Consider the following 20175-nt stretch of genomic DNA (forward strand, 5'->3'; position numbering starts at 1 on the left):
GAACATTTTGTAACCAGGCGTAACATATGAGCCACATCCTGATCGTAGAAGATGAAGCCATTATCCGCACAGCTCTGCGCAAGCTGCTGGAGAGGCACCGCTACAAGATCAGTGAGGCCGGCTCGGTGCGTGAAGCAACCACCAAATATCGCCTGACGGACATGGACCTCATCATTTCCGACCTGCGCCTTCCCGGCGCCCCCGGCACCGATCTGCTGAAACTGGCGGGCGATGTGCCGGTACTGATCATGACCAGTTACGCCAGCCTGCGCTCAGCGGTGGACTCCATGCGTATGGGGGCCGCCGACTATATCGCCAAGCCCTTCGATCACGACGAAATGATCGCCACCGTGCGCCGGGTCATTGGCAAGGCGGAGCAGAACCGCGCCGCGGTCGCTGCCGCCGACAGCAAGACCGAAGGCCGTGCCATTTCGGGCATGATCGGCGACAGCGCGGTGATGCGCGACCTTTACGCCCGTATCCACAAGGTGGCCCCTACCGATGCCACGGTACTGGTACACGGTGAAACCGGTACCGGCAAGGAGCTGGTGGCGCGCGCGATCCACGAGGAGAGCAAGCGCAACGGCAAGCCACTGATTTCGGTGAACTGCGCAGCGATTCCGGAAACCTTGATTGAAGCGGAACTGTTTGGTCACGAAAAAGGCGCATTTACCGGCGCCCAGACTGCCCGCGAGGGCTTGGTAGCCGCCGCTGACGGCGGCACCCTGTTCCTCGATGAGATCGGTGAACTGCCGCTGGAAGCCCAGGCCCGCCTGCTGCGGGTACTGCAGGAAGGCGAGGTCCGCCCCATCGGCGCCATTGAGTCCCGCAAGGTGAATGTGCGCCTGGTGGCAGCGACCCACCGCAATCTGCGCCAGCTGGCAGCGGAGCGGCGCTTCCGCGAGGACCTTTATTACCGGATCAACGTGGTTCAGCTGACCCTGCCGCCACTGCGGGAGCGCGGCAAGGATGTGCTGACCATCGCCGAAAACCTGATCGAACGGTTCTGCGCCAAGATCAACCGCCCGGTACTCAAGCTTTCGCCGGAGGCGATCCAGGCTGTTACCACCTACACCTGGCCGGGTAACGTGCGCGAGCTGGAGAATGCGATCCAGCGGGCGGTGATCCTTACCGAGGACAGTAGTGAGATTGACTACGAGACCCTGGATATCGACCTGGATCTGGTTCCCATCGATGAGGCGGACCCGGAGCGCCGCCCTCGCAGCAGCCTGCATTCGGACCCGCGGGAAGATCTGTCACTGGAGGATTACTTCGCGCGTTTCGTTCTGGAACACCAGGACACCATGAGTGAAACCGATCTGGCGAAGAAACTGGGCGTGAGCCGCAAATGCCTGTGGGAGCGCCGTCAGAAACTCGGTATCCCGCGCAAGAAGTCCAAGCGCACGGCGGAAGAAGAGGCTTAAGTGCCTCCTTTTCTTGTCCCCAGCCCTGACAGCGGCAACAACGCTACGTAGAAAGTGCGCTAGCGGTGCCGCTGCCGGGTATCCCACCTTCTCTCCAATCCCTGTAGCACTGTCTCACCACTCCTCCCCCCCTTGCGAAGAATCGCCAATTAACTCTTTCTGAATCAATAGGTTACGTGAGCACAACCTCGCGGGCACACGCGTGCGTGGTATCCACATCGGGGGAAAAATTGGTAACAAGTGAAAGTGTTACCACCTCTCACAGGCGAGTAACAGTTGCCGTACCTTGCGTAACGGAAAAGTGTGTTCCCAAGGCAGAAAAAAGTTCCTGAAATTTTTAAGTTATTGATTTTTAAGGATTTTTTAAAGTTGGCACGCTATCTGCTTTGTATAGGTCAAACAACAATAACAGCCAAGAATAAAAATAAATGACTGTTTAAGCCCTAATAACAACTGACAATAAGCGGGCGAAAGTAAGAAAAATAATAAAAACGGACAGGTCGATAATAAAAGCCAAAGTGATCGATGACCGGAGCAAAAACGAGCAATAAAAACAATAAGGCTCAGCACAACAATAAAAATAAACAAAAAGTAATAAGAACTAAAAATAACAATAAATAATAAGAATAAAGAGAAATAACAAAAACAATAACTTGTAGAAGACAACAAAAATAACGACAAGCACGTGACAAACTGACTGATTGTGCCTGGGAGAGGGTTTGCTGAAAAGCAAATTGATAGCGCAAGGAAGCCGCTGCCTTCATTCCGAATAAAAATAATTCTTTTCTTTTCTTTCCTATTTGATGCACACATTTGCTGGCCCCCGCAGGGAGCGGGACCGGCAGCTGTGCGTTGCTCTGTGTGTTAGAATCCGCCTCCATACGAGTCAGGAACACCGCCATCCCGGTGCCACCTCGCTACGAGCCACCAGGATCAACCGTACAGCCGCCCGTGACACAGGGCTGCGGATAACACAGATAGCCGTATGTTCAATTCCCTGATCAGCAGTATCAAACGCTGGCACAACAAATCGAAGACCGCCGACGCCAATGGCGACGCCGCGGACAAAGGCACCTCAGCGGTACCCAATGAGGGCAGCCGCAGCAAGCCGCCGCGCAAGAAATCTCCCAAGTCACCCAAGCCGAAGTCCGGTAACACCGGGGTTTCCCGCGTGGTTGTACCCCGCAGTGACCACAGTCTTTCCCGCCGGGACGTCAGCCGCGCGGCGCTCACGGTAATGAAGCGCCTGCAGGAAGGTGGCTTTGAAGCCTATATTGTCGGCGGCGGTGTGCGCGACCTGCTGCTGGGCGGTCACCCCAAAGATTTCGACGTGGCTACCGATGCCACGCCCGAGCAGGCTCGCCAGCTGTTTCGCGGTTCGCGCATCGTTGGCCGGCGCTTCCGTATCCTGCACGCACGTATCGGCCGCGAGGTGATTGAGGTCACTACCTTCCGCGGCCACCACAGCGAAGGCGAGGAGCACGAGGCACAGCAGTCCGAACACGGCATGCTGCTGCGCGACAACGTCTACGGCGACCTGGAAAGCGATGCGATACGCCGCGATTTCACGGTCAACGCGCTCTACTACACCACCAATGGCTTCGAAATCCACGACTACACTGGCGGACTGCGGGATATCGAGCAGCGCCTGATCCGCATCATCGGCGATCCGGAAACCCGCTATAAGGAAGACCCGGTGCGCATGTTGCGCGCCGTGCGCTTTGCGGCCAAGCTCGACTTCAACATCGAAACCGCCACCGCTGCGCCACTGAAAGAACTGGCCCCGCTGCTGCGCAATATCGCTCCCGCGCGCATGTTCGACGAGGTGCTCAAGCTGCTGATGAGCGGTCACGGTGAGCGCACCTTTGAACTGCTGCGACAGTACCAGCTGTGGCAGCACCTGTTCCCGGACAATGCCCGCCTGCTGGACAATCCCGAAGCCCTCGCGCTCACCCGCCAGGCGTTGCGCAATACCGACATCCGCATCCGCGAGGACCTGCGGGTAACACCGGCGTTCCTGTATGCGGCACTGCTGTGGCCGGGGGTCAACGCCGAGCAGCAATTCCTCGAGAGCAAGGGTATCCCGCCGGTGCCGGCACTGGCCCAGGCGGCACAGAAAATCACCAGCAACCAGCTGGTGCACACCGCCATTCCCAAGCGTTTTACCATGCCGATGCGCGAGATCTGGGATATGCAGTCCCGCCTGCCCCGCCGCACTGGCGAGCGCGCCTTCCGCCTGATGGAACTGCCCAAATTCCGCGCGGCCTACGATTTCCTGCTGCTGCGGGAAGACAGCGGCGAGATTCCCGCGGGCCTCGGCCAGTGGTGGACCGAGTTCCAGCAGGCAGATGAAGAACAGCGACTGCAGATGGTCCGCGACCTGCCGCGCAACGGCGGTCCGGGTAGCGGAGGCAAAGGACGCGGACGGCGCAATCGCGGCGGTCGCAACCGCGGTGGTCGCCAGGGTGGTAATCGTCAGGGTGGCGGCGCGGAACGCCCGTCGAATTGAGCGGAATTCACAAGTGACACGCTGTTATATTGGCCTCGGCAGCAATCTCGCAGACCCGGCAGCGCAACTGCGCAGCGCCGTCGCGCGCATGCACGAGATTCCACAGACCGAGGTTTGCGGCTGCTCGAGCTTCTACGCCAGCGCGCCTATTGGCCCCGGCGAGCAGCCGGATTACGTCAACGCGGTGGCCTGCCTGGATACGCAACTGACCGCAGAGGCGTTACTCGATGCACTGCAGGGCATTGAGAACCTGCACGGCCGCGAGCGCAGTCTGCGCTGGGGTGCACGCACCCTGGATCTGGATGTCCTGCTGTACGGCAACGACACGCTGGATACCGTGCGTTTGATAGTGCCGCACCCGCGTATGGCGGAGCGCAATTTTGTGCTCGAGCCACTGGCGGAACTGGCGCCGGACCTGACCATGCCCGATGGTACCCCGCTGCAGACACTGCTGGCGCAGTGCCCGGCCAACCGGTTACACCGACTTTAATTCGTGCACAATCGGCACTCCAGACACACGCAGCGATCCAGGAAATAAGAAGGAATCAGGGAAAAAGAAGGAGCAACCCCGGTGACAAAATCCTCCGTATCCGAAAAGAAGCCTTCCGAAGACTACAGCGCAGAGAACCTGGCCCAGGAACTTAACCTCCAGGGCCGTAACCTGCCCCGCTTTATCGCCGTCGAAGGCAATATCGGCGTTGGCAAGACCACACTGGCAAAAAAGCTCGCAGCCACCTTCAACTACGACACGCTGCTGGAGCTGCCGGAAGACAACCCTTTCCTCGAGCGCTTCTACCGCGATCCCAAAAGCGCCGCCCTGCCCACGCAGCTGCACTTCCTGCTGCAGCGCTCACAGCAGATTCAGGCGCTGCGCCAGGACGACCTGTTCAAACCGGTGCGGGTGGCGGACTTCCTGATCGAAAAGGATCACCTGTTTGCGGAAGTCACCCTCGACAGCGATGAACTGCAGCTCTACCACCAGGTCTACCAGCACCTGACCCTCGAGGCCCCCAAGCCGGATCTGGTGATCTACCTGCAGGCACCGCTCGAAGTGCTGCTGCAGCGTATCCACAAGCGCGGCATTGCCGCCGAGCGCAGTATCAGCAACGAATACCTGGCGACCCTCAACGAGGCCTACACCAATTTCTTCCACTACTACGACCAGGCGCCGCTGCTGATCGTGAACTGCGCCGAGATCGACATCGTCGACCAGCAGCGGGACTATCAGCAACTGGTGGAATACCTGCTCGAAATCAAGAGCGGCCGCCATTACTACAATCCCGGCCGGTAAGTTTCCACTTACCAACGCCGTTCGAATTACCGGGTTCAGTACCCTACTTGTAATGGGGCCCATGCCCCAACATTAGCGAGTCATCAACATGCCCTACGCCCCCAGCGAGCTGATAAAACCCATTACGGTCCAGACCCTGCGCAAGATGAAGGCGGATGGAGAAAAGTTCATTTGCGTCGCCCTCTACGATGCGCCCATGGCTGCAATGGCGCAGAAGACAGGGGTGGAAACCGTGCTGATCGGCGATTCACTGGGCATGACGGTGCTGGGCTACGACAGCACTATCCCGGTGACCATGGAACAGATGATCTACCACGTGGAAGCGGTGGCCCGTGGCAACAAGAAATCCCTGATCATGGGCGACCTGCCCTTCATGACCTACGCCACCCCGGAGCAGGCACTCACCAACGCCACTCGCATCATGCAGGCGGGTGCGCACATGGTGAAGATCGAGGGCGGCGCCTGGCTCGCGCCCACGGTGAAGATGCTGACCGAGCGCGGTATCCCGGTGTGCGCGCACCTGGGGCTGACCCCACAATCCGTGCACAAACTGGGGGGATTCCGCGTCCAAGGGCGCGATGACGACCACGCTGGAGAAATCCTGAACGACGCCGTACAGATGGATGAGGCCGGTGCCGATCTGCTGGTACTGGAGTGTGTGCCGTCGGAACTGGGCAAGCGCATTACCGATGCGGTTTCCATGCCTACCATCGGCATCGGCGCCGGCCCCCATACCGACGCCCAGGTACTGGTGATCAATGACATTCTCGGCCTCACCGAAAAGCCGCCGAAGTTCTCCAAGAACTTCCTCGTGGAAGCCGGTGATATTCCCGGTGCCCTGCGTAAATACGCTGAAGATGTAAAAAACGGCACCTTCCCGGATCTCGAGCACAGCTTTAGCTGATCGCACCTAACAAAACGGAACCAGAGAAGGCCCCGCAGTAATGAATTTCAGCAGTATCCTCAAAGCGGTGCGCAATGGCGAACCGGCAACCATCCCGACGGGCTGGACCCAGGGACGCGCCACATTTGGTGGCCTGGTTGCGGCAATGTTGTATCAGTCCATCGAGGCGGAGCTGGAACAGGCTTCCCAGGGCGCAGCGGCGGACACCCCGCTGCGCTCACTGACCATCTCTTTCGTGGCTCCCGCGGAAGCGGGCACGCTGCAGACCCGCGCACAGGTACTGCGCGCGGGCCGCTCAGTGGTGCAGATCGAAGCCCACGCCAGCCAGCAGGGAAAAGGCGAACAGACAGGCGAACAGGTGGTTACCGCCGCACTGGCGAGTTTCGGCAAACCCCGTACCTCTTCGATTGCGGTGGCTACCGAAGCTGCGCCCGAGTTTCCCGCACCGGAAACCTGCGAGGCACTGCCCTATATCGAGGGCGTGGTACCGGAATTTACCCGCCACTTTGAATACCGCATTGGCGCCGGCGCCCTGCCCTTTAGCGGCCACAGCGAAGGCTGTATCGGCGGCTGGGTTCGCTTCCGCGAATCCGCGGGACCCGTGAGCACCGCACATTTACTGGCACTGATCGATGCCTGGCCGCCAGCAGTCCTGCCCATGCTGAAGACCGTTGCCCCCGCCAGCTCCCTGACCTGGACGATCGAGTTGATGCCGGCCGCCATCCAGGCAACCACGGACTCCGCACACGCGGACAACAGTGACTGGTGGCAATACCTGGCGGAAGTGGAGCAGGCAGAAGACGGCTATGCGGTGATTCAGGCGAGCCTGTGGAATGCCAGCGGTGTTCTGATGGCGCTTACGCGGCAGACGGTATCGGTGTTTGCCTGACCGCGGCTTCGCGGTCGGGAAGCGGTTACAACCACCGCTTCCAGCGGAAAACCACCAGCTGTATCGCCACTGTCACCACCAGTAACACACAGAAGATCAGGAATGCGTGAGGGTTCTCCGCACCGGGGATCCCCCCGACATTGATGCCCAGCAAGCCGGTGAGGAAGCCCAGGGGCAGGAAAATCGCGGCGATGATCGACAGCACGTACATACGGCTGTTGAGCTGCTCGGAGATACGGCTCATCAACTCCTCCTGGGTCACCGCGGCGCGCTCGCGCACCGCATCGATATCCTCGATGTGGCGCAACAGGCGATCGCTCACTTCGCGCAACTGCAGCCGGTCCGCCTCACTGATCCACTCGAGTTTTTCCCCCAGAAAGCGCGCCAGCGCCTCCCGTTGCGGCGACAGGTAACGCCGCAAGGTGATGGTCTGCTTGCGCAGCATCGCCAGATCCAGGCGCAGATTGGCGCTGGCACCGCCCACCACCCGGTCTTCCAGTTCGTCGATTACGTCCTCGAAGTTATCCACAGTGTCGCTCATGCGCCACACCAGCAGGTCCGCGATCGCCACCACCAGTCCCGCGGACGAGGTCGGCCCGCGCCCATTATCCAGCTGGGTACAGAGGTCATTGATTGACAGCAGGCGCCGCCGACGGGTGCTGATGACCCGCGTCTCCTCCGCCCACAGGCGGATGGAGACCATGTCTTCGGGCTTGGATTCCGGGTTCAGGTTGACCCCGCGCAGCGCGATCAGCAGGCCATCCCCAATGCTGGTGGTACGCGGGCGGGTTTCTTCCGTCAGCAGGGCATCCGCCACCAGCGGATCGAGATTGGCGGCGCCACCGATCCACGCGCGGGTATCCGCATCGGTGTAGTCGAAATGCAGCCACAGGCGCCCCTGCTCCGGGGTCCACTGCAGTACCTCCGGCCACTGCAGCCGACGACCGGCGCCGCGTCCGTCCAGCAGGTAAGCGTGTATCAGTCCGGTTTGCATGGGGCCTCCTGCCTCGGTGTGATTCAGTGGCGTTGGTTCACGGAGCAAGTTTCAGCGACTGAGCTTCAGGCGGGCATTGGCGGTTTCGCCCGCTTCAAGCTGCCAGCTGTCGGCAAAGGCATTACCGTGTTCCACACATACGAATCCGCGGTAGTGCGCTCCGATATCGCCGATGGTGGCGGCGAGCTCCGCACCCGGATTCCAGGTGATGACCGTGTGGCAGTTGTCGCTCTCGGCGACGATCGGGTTGGGAGTGTGGATAACCTGGCGGGCGCCGGCTTGCTCGAACACGCGGTCCACTTCACCGGCAAAGGTCTGCACACCCTCGAGGCGATCGCGGGCAAAGCCGCGGGTCTTGTCGAGAAATTCGCCGCCGTCGAGCCCGTCCACTTCCACCGCGTTGACGTCGTCCACCGCGAAATAGCTGTGCAGCGCCCAGCTGTATTCCGCCGCGCTTTCCGCCGTGTTGGTGAGCGCGAGGTCAAAGGTGAGGGAGTCGCCGAGGCCGATTTTCAGGGCGCAGTCGAAGCTCGCCGCGAACAGCGCATCGCCGGGGTGCTGAAAACGCAGCTCCAGCTCGACGACGCCATCGGCCCGCACGTCACTGCCCGCAAGCTCCCACAACTGTGTGCGCACCAGACCGTGCTTGGGCTTGGAGGGGTCTTTCCGGTTTTCGCCGAACCACGGCAGGCACAGGGGCACGCCGCCACGCACAGCCGCGCCGGGTTCGAACGAGGTGACCGGGCTCAGCCACAGCAGCGGGGCGCGACCGGTCGCGGTAAATTCCAGTACTTGGGCCCCCTGCAGGGAAATCACCGCGCGGCACAGGCCGGTCTCCACCACCAGCAAATCCAGCCCGGGCTTGCCATATAAAGTGCCGCTGTCGGTACGGGAGAGGTAATCGTGTACTGCCACTGGTGGAAACTCCATTTTCGAGGTTGCAATTGGCAAGCGCCCCGAGGTCCCGTGGCGCCGGAATAAAGGTCTACTCTGCCTTTTCGATCTGCAGCCAGTCAAACCCTTCCTGCTGGCAGGCAAAGATGCAGTTGGCGGCCTGGGCCGCGGCATCGGCGAGCGCCGCGCGCGCCAGCTCCAGGCTGTTGTTCTTTTCGCTGATATGGGCAACCACAAGGTGCTGCAAGCGCTGACTGCCGATGCGCTGCAGGAAACCCGCCGCCTGCTGGTTACTGAGGTGCCCATAGGCACCGCCAACCCGCCGCTTCAGCGAGGGCGGATAGGGTCCTTGCGCCAGCATCATCGGGTCGTGATTGGCTTCCAGCACCAGTGCATCGCAGTCGCCGTAGTGGGACTCCACATGGGGCGTGATGGTACCGAGATCCGTGAGCAGGCCGAGGCTGCTACCGCGGCTGCGGAATACGAATTGTGCCGCCTCGCGGGCGTCGTGGGGCACGGCCACGGGGGTGACCTGGATATCCCCCACCACGAAAGGCTGGTGGCCTTCGATCAGCTGTACCGTCGGCAGCGCGCCAAAATCCCGCGCGCGCAGCGTGCCGGGGGTGAGATACACCGGCAGCCGGTACTTGCGCGCCAGCGGGCCGACGCCGGCCATATGGTCGCTGTGTTCGTGGGTGACGAGAATCGCGGAGAGCTCCGCAGGGGAAAGGCCGAGCCGCATCATACGCCGCTCGGTCTCCTTGATGGTGAAACCGCAGTCCACCAGCAGACAGTGGTCGCCGGAGGCGACCAGAGTGCCATTGCCCTTGCTGCCACTACCCAGGGAGGCAAATCTGATCGCCATAATTTTCCGGTACCAGCGTCAGATGAGGTTCTGACGAATGGCCATCAACAGCTCGGATGCCTTGTTGCGGCTGAGTGGCTCGCCACGGGTATTGCGAACACGCACCTCGATGGCGTCACCCTCGCCCCGCAGTACCACCAGATATCCCGGGATATTGCTGTTGGGCGCGCCACCAAGGCCCTGTTGGTTGGCAAACAGGCGCGGTTCCGCGGTGCTGCTGGTATCGATATTCGCCAGCACCTGCTGCAGGCTGTAGGCATCTGCCGCCTTGGCCTGCTTGTCGTCGTCCTTGCCCGAGCGCCAGCTGGAGAACCAGCCACTGTCCTCTTCCGACAGCTCGCGATCGGTGTCAAAGGTGACATAGAAGACGCCGATCTCGGCATCCTCCTTGTGCAGGCGATAAGCGCCGGTATTGAGTGCGTGGGCGACGGTGGCCCAGGCGCGGTTCATACCCAGGTCGAGCGCGATAAACGGCTCTTTGCCCGCCGGCTCCATCACCTGCACTTTGACCTTGCCACCGCCGATGGCCTGGGCCACCAGGGATGCAGCGGCGCCGCTATTGTCCGCCGCCAGCGCGTTGGACATCTCGTCGATCATCCAGCCCTCGCGCTCGGGATTGCTGGACTGGGCCGGCCACTCCACCGGGCCGCTCGCCGGCGCATCCAGCGCAGCGGCATAGTGGCGCACATGGATCTCGGTAGTATCCGGCTGCACGCCGGACTCCACCTGCAGGCGGTACTTGTCTTTGGTATCCGGGTTTTCACCGAAGGTCAGCCAGGTGGTTTCCATGGTGCCGGCACCGGCGTCGGACGTGGCCAGCTGCAGGCCGGCTGTGCGCAGGAAGTAGTGCAGCTGCGGCCAGACTTCGTCTGGCGGCTGGTTTACAAGCACCCAGCGGCGGTTGCCCAGCTTCTGGATTTTCACCCGATCGAGACCCACGTTCACAGACAGCGCCTGCGGCCGCGGGACCTGGAATGCGCCGCGCTCCACTTCGCCGCTGATCTGCGGCACTTCGTAAAGTTCTTCCTGGTGCTTGGCGGTAACACCCGCCGGCATCTGCAGCGGCGGCAGGCTGTCAGCCATCTGGTAGTCGTCTCCGCGGTCGCGGAAGTAACCGTCCTTGCCAAAGATGCCACAGCCACCCAGGGTGGTAACCGCAGCGCACAGCAGGGCTCCGGCGGTAAATTTTGTCATTATTCGTACCTTGTCGAATCAGTCCCGATCGCAATTGTCCTGGTGCGGTAGTGGCCTGTTGGCCGTGGGCAGTCGCCCGAATACCGCGTAAATTCTTTCAGTAAGAGCTGTCTGTCAGAGCACGCCAGCACTGCGCAGTGCTTCGCGCACCACACTGTGGTGTTCGGGGGACAGAACGGTCAGCGGAAGGCGGATACCGCTGTCGATGCGACCCATTTCTTTCAGCGCCCATTTCACCGGTATCGGGTTGGACTCCACAAACAGCATTTTGTGCAATATTTCGATGCGCTGATTGATCGCGCGGGCGGTTTCCGCGTCACCGGCCAGTGCCGCCTCGCACATCTGCGCCACTGCTGCCGGTGCCACGTTCGCAGTCACGCTGATATTGCCGTGGCCACCAAGCAACATCAGTTCCACCGCAGTGGCGTCGTCGCCGGAATACAGCGCAAAGTCCTCGGGCACCAGCTCAAGGATCTGGCGCGCGCGCTCCAGGTTGCCAGTGGCTTCCTTGATGCCGACGATGTTAGCAATGGAAGACAGGCGGCGCACGGTGTCGGGCAGCATGTCGACCGCGGTGCGCCCGGGCACATTGTAGAGGATCTGCGGGATATCTACGGCCTTGGCCACAGCCTTGTAGTGCTGGTACAGGCCCTCCTGGGTGGGCTTGTTGTAATACGGGGTCACCAGCAGGCAGGCATCCGCGCCACACTTGGCCGCGGTGGCGGTGAGTTCGATGGCTTCAGTGGTGGAGTTGGCCCCGGTACCGGCAATGACCGGAATACGCCCGGCAACCTGATCCACCACCCGGCGGATGACTTCGAGGTGTTCGTGCACATCGAGAGTGGCGGATTCACCGGTGGTGCCCACAGCGACCAGTGCACGGGTGCCCTGCTCGATGTGCCATTCCACCAGCTCGCGCAGTTTGTCCCAATCCAGGCTGCCGTCTGCATACATGGGTGTGGCAAGCGCCACCATACTGCCGGAAATCATTGCAACTCCTTCTCCAACCGGCCTGAAGCCGGTCTGTACCACCAAAAAATGAATGCGGTATGTTACTGACCGTGCCAGTTCGATGCCAGCGCAAAAAATCATCCCATTGCGCGGCAGGGAACCCGGTCGAAACTGATTAAATTTTGCGCTTCTTGCGCCGCTTTTTCCGCTTGGGATAAAACGCTTCCTCGCCCTCCGGGCGGGTCTTGAAACGGCGGTGTACCCACATGTACTGGGCCGGGTTCTCGCGCATGCGCGCTTCCACGAACTGATTGACCAGCACCGCATCTTTCAGTTCGTCGCCGGACGGAATTTCGGCGATCGGTGGGAAAACCCGGACCTGATAGAAGCCCTTGCCTTCGAGGCGCGTGACCGTGTAGGGCACCACCTGAGCGCGGCCGACACGGGCGAAGCGCGAGGTGCCAGTTACAGTGGCGGCGGGAATACCAAACAGCGGCGCGAACACACCCTGCTTGATGCCGTAATCCTGATCCGGGGCGTACCACACTGCACGCCCCTTCTGCAGCGCCCGCAACATGCCGCGCACGTCCTTGCGCTGGTACACCTCGGAGTCCTCCCCGTGACGCTCACGCCCCTTGCGCTGCATGTAGTCATACACCGGGTTCTTGTGCGGTCGATACATGCCATCCACCGGATGGCTCATGGCCATGAAGGCGGCGCCGATTTCCAGGGTGGTGAAATGCATCGCCATCATTACCACACCCTGACCACGGCTGTGGGGCTCCTGCAGGTACTCCAACCCCTCGATGGTGAAGCGCCGGCGCAGCCAGCGGCTGGAACGGAACCAGGCCATGCCGGTTTCCATCAGCGCGACACCATTGGAGGCGAAGTTGCGCCGCAGCAGCTGCTCACGCTTGAGGGCGGAGAGTTCGGGGAAGCAGAGCGCCAGATTGCGCTCGGCGATATGCCGCCGGGTGCTGGCAAAGCGCAGCATCAGCCGGCCGAGGGCGCGGCCGAGTGCCATCTGCCAGTTGTAGGGCAGTTGTGCCACCAGGAACCAGAGGCCAAACAGCAGCCAGGTCAGCCAGTAGCGCGGGTGCAGCAGAGCGGCACGAAAACGGGGTTTTTCCATAAATTGCGGACAGCAGACGTCGGGGAGTTAGCACCAGGTGGCCACAGCCCCCGGAAGAAAACGGCGCATTATAGCCGCGCAGGTCCTTCCTAGGGTACTCCCCACCGGTAACCACCCTGTCCGGTGCAGCAAATCGCTCCCGTCGACAGGACCGCCGCGCGAATTTCCGCAGTGTTACCCGGGCTCAGTGCCGCAACAGGGCATCCAGCTCGTCCACCACCTCGCACCAGTCCGAATCTTCCAGAATCGCATCGCGCAGGAATTTGCGCTGGCTCTCGCTCCAGAACTGCGCTCGGGCCAGAGTTTCCTCGCCCACCAGGTGATGGCGGGCGAGAAAGTCCTCAATGGCGTTGTCGTCGGAGCTGAGGCCCAACTGGGCAAATAGATCGTTGAGGGTGTGATGACCGGTCTGCATGAAAATTTCCCTTGTTCCGATGGCCAGCTGCACCGAAGGGTCGACCCGGCTCGGCGCGAAACACTACCCTGCAGTATAGACAGCGGCGGCAGGGCTTCGCGCCAGAGGACACAGATTATGCGCCGCGGCCCCGGATCAAGGCGCCGGGCTGGGGTTCTGGCGGTGGATAACCTCGATGGCCTCCAGCTGGTCTTCACTCAGCCGCAGCTCGCTGCTGGCGATGTTGGACCTGAGCTGCGCCATGGTGGTGGCGCCGATGATGTTGGACGTCACGAACGGTTGCTCAGTGACAAAGGCCAGTGCCATCTGTGCCGGGTCGAGGCCAAACTCCCCCGCCAACTTCACGTACTGTTCAGTGGCGGAAGCTGCGCGCTCACCGGTATAGCGCTGGAAGCGCTCGAACAGGGTCAGGCGCGCGCCCGCGGGTCTGGCGCCATTCAGGTATTTACCGCTCAGGGTGCCGAAGGCCAGTGGGGAATAGGCAAGCAGACCACACTGTTCGCGAATCGCCATTTCCGCCAGTCCCACCTCGAAGGTGCGGTTCAGCAGGCTGTACGGGTTCTGGATAGAGACAACGCGCGGTTTGCTGCCGTGGGCGGCGAGACGCAGGTAGCGGTGCATCCCCCACGGGGTCTCGTTGGAGAGGCCAATGTGGCGCACCTTGCCCGCCACCACCAGCTCCTGCAGCGCGCCCAGGGTTTCACTGATATCCACACCGTCGTCTTCGCCATGCAGGTAACCCAACTTGCCGAAAAAGTTGGACTGCCGCTCTGGCCAGTGCACCTGATACAGATCGATGTAGTCGGTTTTGAGGCGCGCGAGAGAGTCGTCGCAGGCCTTCAGGATCTGTGTGCGGTCGAGACGGGGGCCGCCGCGAATATGGCTGACCCCGGGGTTACCGTCACCGCGCCCGGTCACTTTAGTGGCGAGCACCAGTGCTTCCCGGTTGCCGCGCTTCTCCAGCCAGTTGCCGATAATTTCCTCGGTGCGACCGTAAGTTTCAGGCTTCGGCGGCACCGGATACATTTCCGCGCAGTCGATGAAATTCACCCCGTGGGCAACCGCGTAATCCAACTGCTCGAAGGCTTCAGCTTCCGAATTCTGCTCACCAAAGGTCATGGTGCCGAGGCAGATCTTGCTCACCTCGAGATCGGTTTTTCCGAGCTTGCGGGTTTCCATGAAACGTCTCCTGCGGAATCAAAAGTTCACAAGTATAAAACGGAAACGCCGGGCAAATACCCGGCGTTTCATTCCTGCGATTTTTTTAACAATAACAAGTATCGGAAAAAATCGTAGCGAGCGGGTGGCTGACGGTGGCCGCCGGAGCGCAGGCCGCGGAATGTATATGTGATACATGAGCAGCCGAGCACCGCCGGACGCCGTCAGGCGCACGCGCAGTAGATTTTTATTTGAAGTCTGCTTCCACCAGCGGGCTGGTGTCGGCATCGTAGTCGATACCCTTTACACCAAAACCGAACAGCTTGAGGAAGTCGTCCGCATAACCTTTGTAATCGGTCAGCTCAAACAGGTTTTCCTCGGTCACTTCCGGCCACAGTTTTTCAATCTTGGCCTGGGTTTCCGCGCGCAACTCCTTGTCATCCATACGGAAGCGATTGACGTCGTCGAGACGCGGGGCATCGGTGTACAGGCCTTCGGTGTAGAGGCGGTACAGCTGTTCGATACAGCCCTCGTGGGTGCCCTCTTCCTTCATCACCTTGTAGACAAGAGAAATGTACAGCGGCATTACCGGAATCGCGGAGCTGGACTGGGTGACCAGGGCTTTCAGAACGGCAACGTTGGCGCTCGCACTGCCGCTGTCGCTGATGGCCTTGGCAGCGCGGTCCAGGTCTTCCTTGGCCTTGCCGATGGTGGCGTGACCGTAGATCGGCCAGGTAAGTTTTTCGCCGATGTAGGTGTAGGCAACGGTTTTGCAGTCGTCCGCCAGTACACCGGCGTCGTTCAAGGCCTGCATCCACAGTTCCCAGTCTTCACCGCCCATCACTTTGACGGTGGCCGCGATCTCTTCTTCGTTCGCTGGATCAACACTGATGTCAGAAATTTCCAGCTTGTCGGTGTTGAGGTTTTTCGCGGTGTAGGACTTGCCGATGGGCTTCAACACGGAGCTGTACAGTTCACCGGTTTTGGGGTCGGTACGACGCGGAGACGCGAGGCTGTATATCACCAGGTCAATTTTGCCGAGGTCTTTTTTGATGAAGTCGATGGCCTGGGCTTTGATTTCGTCAGAGAAGGCGTCGCCGTTGATGCTTTTGGCATACAGGCCGGCTTTGTGGGCCTCTTCTTCGAAGGCGGCGGAATTGTAGTAACCGGCAGACGCAGTGCGCTTATCGGTCGGCGGTTTTTCGAAAAATACACCGAGGGTGTTGGCACCACAGCCGAAAGCGGCGGTGATGCGGGAGGCGAGGCCGTAACCGGTGGAAGCACCTACCACGAGAACATTCTTGGGACCGTTTTCGATGGCGGGCTGAGATTTGATGTATTCGATCTGCTCGCGCACATTGGCAGCGCAGCCCTGCGGGTGGGCGTTGGTACAGATGAATCCGCGAACTTTCGGCTGGATGATCATGCCGGGCTCTCTCCGTTGGGTGATTCTTCGTTGGGGGGACCGCTGAAAAACGTAGCGAGCGGGTGGCTGGTGGTGGCCGCCGGAGCGGAGCAACCGGAGCGTACTGAAGTACGTGAGGATTGCGAGCACCGCCGGACGCCGCCAGGCGCACGCGCAGTAGTTTTTCAGTGGTACCCATAGATGGCCGACTGACCGGCCATTAAAGCCGCACATTCTAATGGCGTTTGGAGGCAACTCCCAGAGTGGCAGGTCACGATACGGGAATTTCGCGGCCAGAATATCTGGTATTGCGGCCAGTTTAGCCAAGCTCAGGCAGTAGTGCCTGCCCCCATTAAGTGCGCGCCGCACATAATTTGTACATCTCTGACTGCAACCAGCTCAATGGTCGCCTTTTAAACAAGCCAGGTGACGGTGTGACGCCGGGTAACTGGCACTTTTACTTCCGATCCCCGCCTTCCCCTTCACATCTAAATATTCACAAATCCTTGGCATGCTTAATGCAATTCATGTAGTGGGGCCGCTATGGAATGCGGCATTTTCCAGTCCCAAACAAAGGGTAACCAGCGAGGTATCACTCATGAAGTACTACTCACGTCATTTCGTAAAACCCGGCGACCTGAATCCGGCCCAACGTCTGTTCGGCGGCCAGGCACTGGCGTGGATAGATGAGGAGGCGGCCATTTTCGCGGGATGCCAGATGGGTACCGCAAACATCGTTACCAAGATGATGTCGGAAATTGATTTTGTCAGTTCCGCTGTGTGCGGGGACATTGTGGAATTCGGGTTTGAGGTAGTGGATATCGGCCGTACATCGCTGACGGTGCACTGCGAAATGCGCAACAAGCAGACCCGGGACCTGATTGTGCGGGTGGATCGTATCGTCTTTGTGGCCCTGGATGCGGAAGGAAAGCCCACCCCCCACAAGAAAGCGGGCATGACCGTGGAGCAGGCTGCAAATTCAGCCATCGCAGAAAACAAACTTGCCAGTTAATTTTTTCTAATTTCATTGGCCCGGAGCACCCGGCTCCGGGATTTCAGAAAATCGCATGCAACTTTCAATCAGCCAAGCAACTTCCAATCAGCGCAGCAATAACAACGGCTGCTTGGTCCCCAGCAACATCTTCGCCGTCACACTACCCAGCAACAGATCCCGCAACTTACTGTGGCTGAACGCCCCCATTACCGTCAGGTCGATGTCGTGCTGCTGCTGATAGGCAATCAGTGCATCCACGGTTTTACCCTGCAGGTTTGCACTGATTACCGAAATACCACCGTGGCTCAACGCTTCCGCCCCTTCCATCAGCACCGACTGAGCACCCTCGCCAACGTGTACCAGGTGACACTCAATGCCCTTAAACACCGGGCTACTCGCCACCATATCCAGCGCCTTGCGCGCAGCTTCACTGCCATCGTAGGCGAGCATGATCGAGCGCGGCGCCTTGAACTCCCGGTTCACCACCAGAATCGGTTTGTGTAGCGAGCGCACAATCGACTCCAGCTGTGCGCCCAGGCCCCGGTTTTGCTGTTCGTGTTCCTCACCGCGAATTCCCAGCACCAGAACCCGGATATGATCCTCCAGTTCCACCAGCGACTCCACCAGGGAACCGTGGCGCTGACACGTCAACACCCGCTCCGCCCCGGCATCCGCTGCCCGCTCTTTGGCCCTCTCAAGCATCTGCCGGCCCTGTTCCAACAACAGCTTCGAACGCTGCTGCTCCAGGTTGGCCAGCTCTTCCAGCAACTCTTCCTGACTGCCGAGACCAATGCTGCCGGAAAGATCCGCTACTGCGGGTGTGGAAACACGTTCGATATTGTGAAGAAGCTTCACCGGTGCGCCTGTGCGGCTGGCAATCCACGCGGCGTAATCACAGACGGCGCCGCTGTAGCGGGAGCCGTCGATGCAGGAGAGCACAAGGGGATCTTTCTGTTCGGTCATTATTATTTTCTCTTCATCACTCGCTAAAAATTTCAAATCCGGAGCACCTAAAGAACAGGGCTCAGAAATCAAAATCTAAGGCAGGGTGGCGGGACTTGGGTTTCAAAAGCGTCGGCGACATGGACGTCGCCGACGCAGCGTACAGGGATGTATACACAGCGGTTTTGAAACCCAAGTCCCGGTGCGCTGCCGCCACCTAATTCACTGACGAAGCACCGTTCCTCAATGCCCCCCCAGCACCTTCTCAATTTCTTCAGGCTTATCGTGCACCCCAAAGCGGTCCACAATCGTCGCACTGGCCTCATTCAGGCCGATCAACTCTACTTCTGCACCCTCACGACGGAACTTCAGCACCGCCTTATCCAGCGAGTACACCGCCGACACATCCCAGAAGTGCGCCCGGCTCAGGTCAATCACCACCTTATCCAGCGCTTCCTTGAAATCAAACGCCGCAACGAACTTGTCCGCGGAATTGAAGAACACCTGCCCCGCAACTTTATAGGTCCGGCAATTCTTCTCCTCATCCAGCTCCGAGCTCACGTACATAAAGTGGCTCACCTTGTTGGCGAAGAACAGCGATGCCAGCAGCACCCCCACGAAAACCCCAAACGCCAGGTTGTGGGTAAACACTACCACAATCACTGTGGACAACATCACCAGATTGGTCGACAGCGGCAGTCGCTTCAGGTCGCGCACCGAGCCCCAGTTGAAGGTACCGATAGACACCATGATCATCACCGCCACCAGTGCGGCCATCGGAATCACGGCCACATAATCGCTCAGGAAAACCACCAGTGTCAGCAGCCCCACACCTGCCACCAGCGTCGACAGGCGGCCGCGACCACCGGATTTCACGTTGATCACAGACTGGCCGATCATCGCGCAACCCGCCATACCGCCCAACAAACCCGCACCGATATTCGCAATACCCTGCCCCTTGCACTCGCGGTTTTTGTCGCTGCTGGTATCGGTCAGATCGTCGACGATAGTTGCCGTCATCAGGGATTCCAGCAGGCCCACCACGGCGAGGCCGGCGGAATACGGGAAGATGATTTTCAGGGTTTCGAGGTTAAGCGGAACTTCCGGCCACAGGAATACCGGCAGCGTGTCCGGCAGATCGCCCATGTCACCCACGGTGCGGATATCCAGCCCAAGAGCCACAGACACTGCGGTACAGGTGAGGATACAAACCAGCGGTGAGGGCAGCAGCTTGCCTACCACCGGCATATAGGGAAACAGGTAGATGATGCCGAGGCCTGCCGCGGTCATCGCGTAGACATGCCAGGTGACATCGATCAGTTCGGGGAGCTGGGCCATAAAAATAAGGATGGCCAGGGCATTTACGAACCCGGTGACAACCGCCCTCGATACAAAGCTCATCAGGCTGCCAAGTTTCAGGTAGCCGGCGATGATCTGCAGTACGCCGGTGAGCAGCGTGGCGGCGAGCAGGTATTGCAGGCCGTGCTCCTTGACCAGGGTCACCATGAGCAGCGCCATCGCGCCGGTGGCGGCAGAGATCATGCCAGGGCGGCCGCCGATAAAGGCGATGACCACGGCGATACAGAAGGAGGCGTAGAGGCCTACACGTGGATCGACGCCGGCAATGATGGAGAAGGCGATGGCCTCGGGAATGAGAGCCAGGGCGACCACGAGGCCGGCGAGCACGTCGCGGCGGATATTGCCGAACCAGTCGTTTCTGGTGGACGACAACAGGGTATTGGAGAACTGCATTGTCAGAAGAGCCTGTCTGGAGAGTCTTGTTCTTAGCCCGGAAAAGGGGGCGCGGATTCTAGCATCTTGGGGTTTCTGGCTAAAGAACGCTCAGTGCATTGATCCAGTTTTCGTGGCGGTGCCGCTACCGGGTATTCCTTTGCGAGACACGAGCTAGGCGCCCCCCCTCAACCCATCCATCGGGGCTCGGCTGCGGCCATCCAGGCCGCAGACGGTCTTGCATAGCGGCACCCGGTATCGAGATCTTCATTTTTACCACCCGCGCTACGAATCCTGTGTCGCCAAATGTCACTCCTGTCCGCCCGTCCGGACAGCGTTCAGCGGACACATTTTCCGGACACTCCCCCGCCCCACCGGAAATGCACAAAAATTTTATTTTCTATATTTTTCAATCAGTTAGGAGGATTTTCCGGCTTGGCACGGCGATTGCGATAAGGCTGCTGCATCCAAAAACTTCACTGT

The 20175-nt window shown here is 60.0% G+C and carries 19 protein-coding genes; 7 read left to right on the top strand and 12 right to left on the bottom strand.

Annotated features, from left to right (window positions below):
* The first annotated feature begins 26 nt into the window (after positions 1–26).
* Positions 27–1424, top strand: coding sequence for a sigma-54-dependent transcriptional regulator (locus tag R5R33_RS05145; RefSeq protein WP_318954974.1), 1398 nt, complete (start codon positions 27–29; stop codon positions 1422–1424).
* Between the two features lie 563 nt (positions 1425–1987).
* On the opposite strand, the gene R5R33_RS05150 is transcribed toward R5R33_RS05145, so the two are convergent.
* Positions 1988–2326: a hypothetical protein gene (locus R5R33_RS05150; protein WP_318954975.1), complete on the bottom strand. Its 339-nt coding sequence runs from the start codon at positions 2324–2326 to the stop codon at positions 1988–1990.
* Positions 2327–2409: 83 nt separating this feature from the next.
* Between R5R33_RS05150 and pcnB the strand changes: the two genes are divergently transcribed.
* The 5 genes from pcnB (at position 2410) to R5R33_RS05175 (ending at position 7017) form a co-directional block, all read left to right on the top strand.
* Positions 2410–3933 (top strand): polynucleotide adenylyltransferase PcnB, encoded by a 1524-nt coding sequence (gene pcnB, locus R5R33_RS05155; protein WP_318954976.1) that lies wholly within the window; start codon positions 2410–2412, stop codon positions 3931–3933.
* A 13-nt stretch (positions 3934–3946) separates the two neighbouring features.
* The gene (gene folK / locus R5R33_RS05160) at positions 3947–4423 is read left to right on the top strand and encodes a 2-amino-4-hydroxy-6-hydroxymethyldihydropteridine diphosphokinase (RefSeq protein WP_318954977.1); all 477 of its coding nucleotides are present in this window, start codon (positions 3947–3949) and stop codon (positions 4421–4423) included.
* A 138-nt stretch (positions 4424–4561) separates the two neighbouring features.
* Complete coding sequence (locus tag R5R33_RS05165; protein ID WP_318955701.1) at positions 4562–5224, top strand: deoxynucleoside kinase; 663 nt, start codon at positions 4562–4564, stop codon at positions 5222–5224.
* Between the two features lie 88 nt (positions 5225–5312).
* Entirely contained in the window at positions 5313–6128 is an 816-nt protein-coding gene (gene panB, locus R5R33_RS05170) for a 3-methyl-2-oxobutanoate hydroxymethyltransferase (RefSeq protein ID WP_318954978.1), read from the top strand.
* Positions 6129–6168: 40 nt separating this feature from the next.
* Entirely contained in the window at positions 6169–7017 is an 849-nt protein-coding gene (locus R5R33_RS05175) for an acyl-CoA thioesterase (RefSeq protein ID WP_318954979.1), read from the top strand.
* Positions 7018–7042: 25 nt separating this feature from the next.
* Here R5R33_RS05175 and zntB read toward each other — a convergent pair whose 3' ends face one another.
* The 9 genes from zntB to fabV form a co-directional block, all read right to left on the bottom strand.
* Complete coding sequence (zntB, locus tag R5R33_RS05180; RefSeq protein WP_318954980.1) at positions 7043–8011, bottom strand: zinc transporter ZntB; 969 nt, start codon at positions 8009–8011, stop codon at positions 7043–7045.
* Positions 8012–8062: 51 nt separating this feature from the next.
* Entirely contained in the window at positions 8063–8926 is an 864-nt protein-coding gene (locus tag R5R33_RS05185) for a D-hexose-6-phosphate mutarotase (protein WP_318954981.1), read from the bottom strand.
* 70 nt (positions 8927–8996) lie between these two features.
* The gene (locus R5R33_RS05190) at positions 8997–9770 is read right to left on the bottom strand and encodes an MBL fold metallo-hydrolase (RefSeq protein WP_318954982.1); all 774 of its coding nucleotides are present in this window, start codon (positions 9768–9770) and stop codon (positions 8997–8999) included.
* 18 nt (positions 9771–9788) lie between these two features.
* Entirely contained in the window at positions 9789–10964 is a 1176-nt protein-coding gene (gene bamC, locus R5R33_RS05195; RefSeq protein WP_318954983.1) for an outer membrane protein assembly factor BamC, read from the bottom strand.
* A 114-nt stretch (positions 10965–11078) separates the two neighbouring features.
* A complete protein-coding gene (gene dapA / locus R5R33_RS05200) occupies positions 11079–11954 on the bottom strand; it encodes a 4-hydroxy-tetrahydrodipicolinate synthase (RefSeq protein ID WP_318954984.1) in 876 nt (291 codons plus the stop codon).
* A 136-nt stretch (positions 11955–12090) separates the two neighbouring features.
* Complete coding sequence (gene lpxL / locus R5R33_RS05205) at positions 12091–13047, bottom strand: LpxL/LpxP family Kdo(2)-lipid IV(A) lauroyl/palmitoleoyl acyltransferase (RefSeq protein WP_318954985.1); 957 nt, start codon at positions 13045–13047, stop codon at positions 12091–12093.
* 184 nt (positions 13048–13231) lie between these two features.
* Positions 13232–13462 carry a DUF2789 domain-containing protein gene (locus R5R33_RS05210; RefSeq protein WP_318954986.1) on the bottom strand — a complete coding sequence of 77 codons (231 nt, stop codon included), beginning with the start codon at positions 13460–13462 and terminating at the stop codon, positions 13232–13234.
* Between the two features lie 135 nt (positions 13463–13597).
* Positions 13598–14641: an NADP(H)-dependent aldo-keto reductase gene (locus R5R33_RS05215; RefSeq protein ID WP_318954987.1), complete on the bottom strand. Its 1044-nt coding sequence runs from the start codon at positions 14639–14641 to the stop codon at positions 13598–13600.
* A 226-nt stretch (positions 14642–14867) separates the two neighbouring features.
* Positions 14868–16046 carry an enoyl-ACP reductase FabV gene (gene fabV, locus R5R33_RS05220; RefSeq protein ID WP_318954988.1) on the bottom strand — a complete coding sequence of 393 codons (1179 nt, stop codon included), beginning with the start codon at positions 16044–16046 and terminating at the stop codon, positions 14868–14870.
* Between the two features lie 577 nt (positions 16047–16623).
* Here fabV and R5R33_RS05225 point away from each other — a divergent pair.
* On the top strand, positions 16624–17037 hold the full coding sequence (locus tag R5R33_RS05225) for an acyl-CoA thioesterase (protein ID WP_318954989.1): 414 nt from the start codon (positions 16624–16626) through the stop codon (positions 17035–17037).
* 87 nt (positions 17038–17124) lie between these two features.
* Here R5R33_RS05225 and R5R33_RS05230 read toward each other — a convergent pair whose 3' ends face one another.
* Complete coding sequence (locus R5R33_RS05230; protein WP_318954990.1) at positions 17125–17982, bottom strand: universal stress protein; 858 nt, start codon at positions 17980–17982, stop codon at positions 17125–17127.
* Positions 17983–18204: 222 nt separating this feature from the next.
* The gene (locus R5R33_RS05235; RefSeq protein ID WP_404810386.1) at positions 18205–19713 is read right to left on the bottom strand and encodes a SulP family inorganic anion transporter; all 1509 of its coding nucleotides are present in this window, start codon (positions 19711–19713) and stop codon (positions 18205–18207) included.
* Between the last annotated feature and the right edge of the window lie 462 nt (positions 19714–20175).

This window comes from Microbulbifer pacificus (assembly GCF_033723955.1).
GTDB lineage: Bacteria > Pseudomonadota > Gammaproteobacteria > Pseudomonadales > Cellvibrionaceae > Microbulbifer > Microbulbifer pacificus.

Excerpts from the sequence above, each read along its gene's own strand:
- fabV (WP_318954988.1), bottom strand. The coding sequence starts at position 16,046 with ATGATCATCCAGCCGAAAGTTCGCGGATTCATCTGTACCAACGCCCAC.
- R5R33_RS05175 (WP_318954979.1), top strand. The coding sequence starts at position 6,169 with ATGAATTTCAGCAGTATCCTCAAAGCGGTGCGCAATGGCGAACCGGCA.
- bamC (WP_318954983.1), bottom strand. The coding sequence starts at position 10,964 with ATGACAAAATTTACCGCCGGAGCCCTGCTGTGCGCTGCGGTTACCACC.
- dapA (WP_318954984.1), bottom strand. The coding sequence starts at position 11,954 with ATGATTTCCGGCAGTATGGTGGCGCTTGCCACACCCATGTATGCAGAC.
- R5R33_RS05190 (WP_318954982.1), bottom strand. The coding sequence starts at position 9,770 with ATGGCGATCAGATTTGCCTCCCTGGGTAGTGGCAGCAAGGGCAATGGC.
- R5R33_RS05215 (WP_318954987.1), bottom strand. The coding sequence starts at position 14,641 with ATGGAAACCCGCAAGCTCGGAAAAACCGATCTCGAGGTGAGCAAGATC.
- R5R33_RS05225 (WP_318954989.1), top strand. The coding sequence starts at position 16,624 with ATGAAGTACTACTCACGTCATTTCGTAAAACCCGGCGACCTGAATCCG.
- R5R33_RS05210 (WP_318954986.1), bottom strand. The coding sequence starts at position 13,462 with ATGCAGACCGGTCATCACACCCTCAACGATCTATTTGCCCAGTTGGGC.
- zntB (WP_318954980.1), bottom strand. The coding sequence starts at position 8,011 with ATGCAAACCGGACTGATACACGCTTACCTGCTGGACGGACGCGGCGCC.
- R5R33_RS05230 (WP_318954990.1), bottom strand. The coding sequence starts at position 17,982 with ATGACCGAACAGAAAGATCCCCTTGTGCTCTCCTGCATCGACGGCTCC.
- R5R33_RS05150 (WP_318954975.1), bottom strand. The coding sequence starts at position 2,326 with ATGGCGGTGTTCCTGACTCGTATGGAGGCGGATTCTAACACACAGAGC.
- R5R33_RS05145 (WP_318954974.1), top strand. The coding sequence starts at position 27 with ATGAGCCACATCCTGATCGTAGAAGATGAAGCCATTATCCGCACAGCT.
- pcnB (WP_318954976.1), top strand. The coding sequence starts at position 2,410 with ATGTTCAATTCCCTGATCAGCAGTATCAAACGCTGGCACAACAAATCG.
- panB (WP_318954978.1), top strand. The coding sequence starts at position 5,313 with ATGCCCTACGCCCCCAGCGAGCTGATAAAACCCATTACGGTCCAGACC.
- lpxL (WP_318954985.1), bottom strand. The coding sequence starts at position 13,047 with ATGGAAAAACCCCGTTTTCGTGCCGCTCTGCTGCACCCGCGCTACTGG.
- R5R33_RS05235 (WP_404810386.1), bottom strand. The coding sequence starts at position 19,713 with ATGCAGTTCTCCAATACCCTGTTGTCGTCCACCAGAAACGACTGGTTC.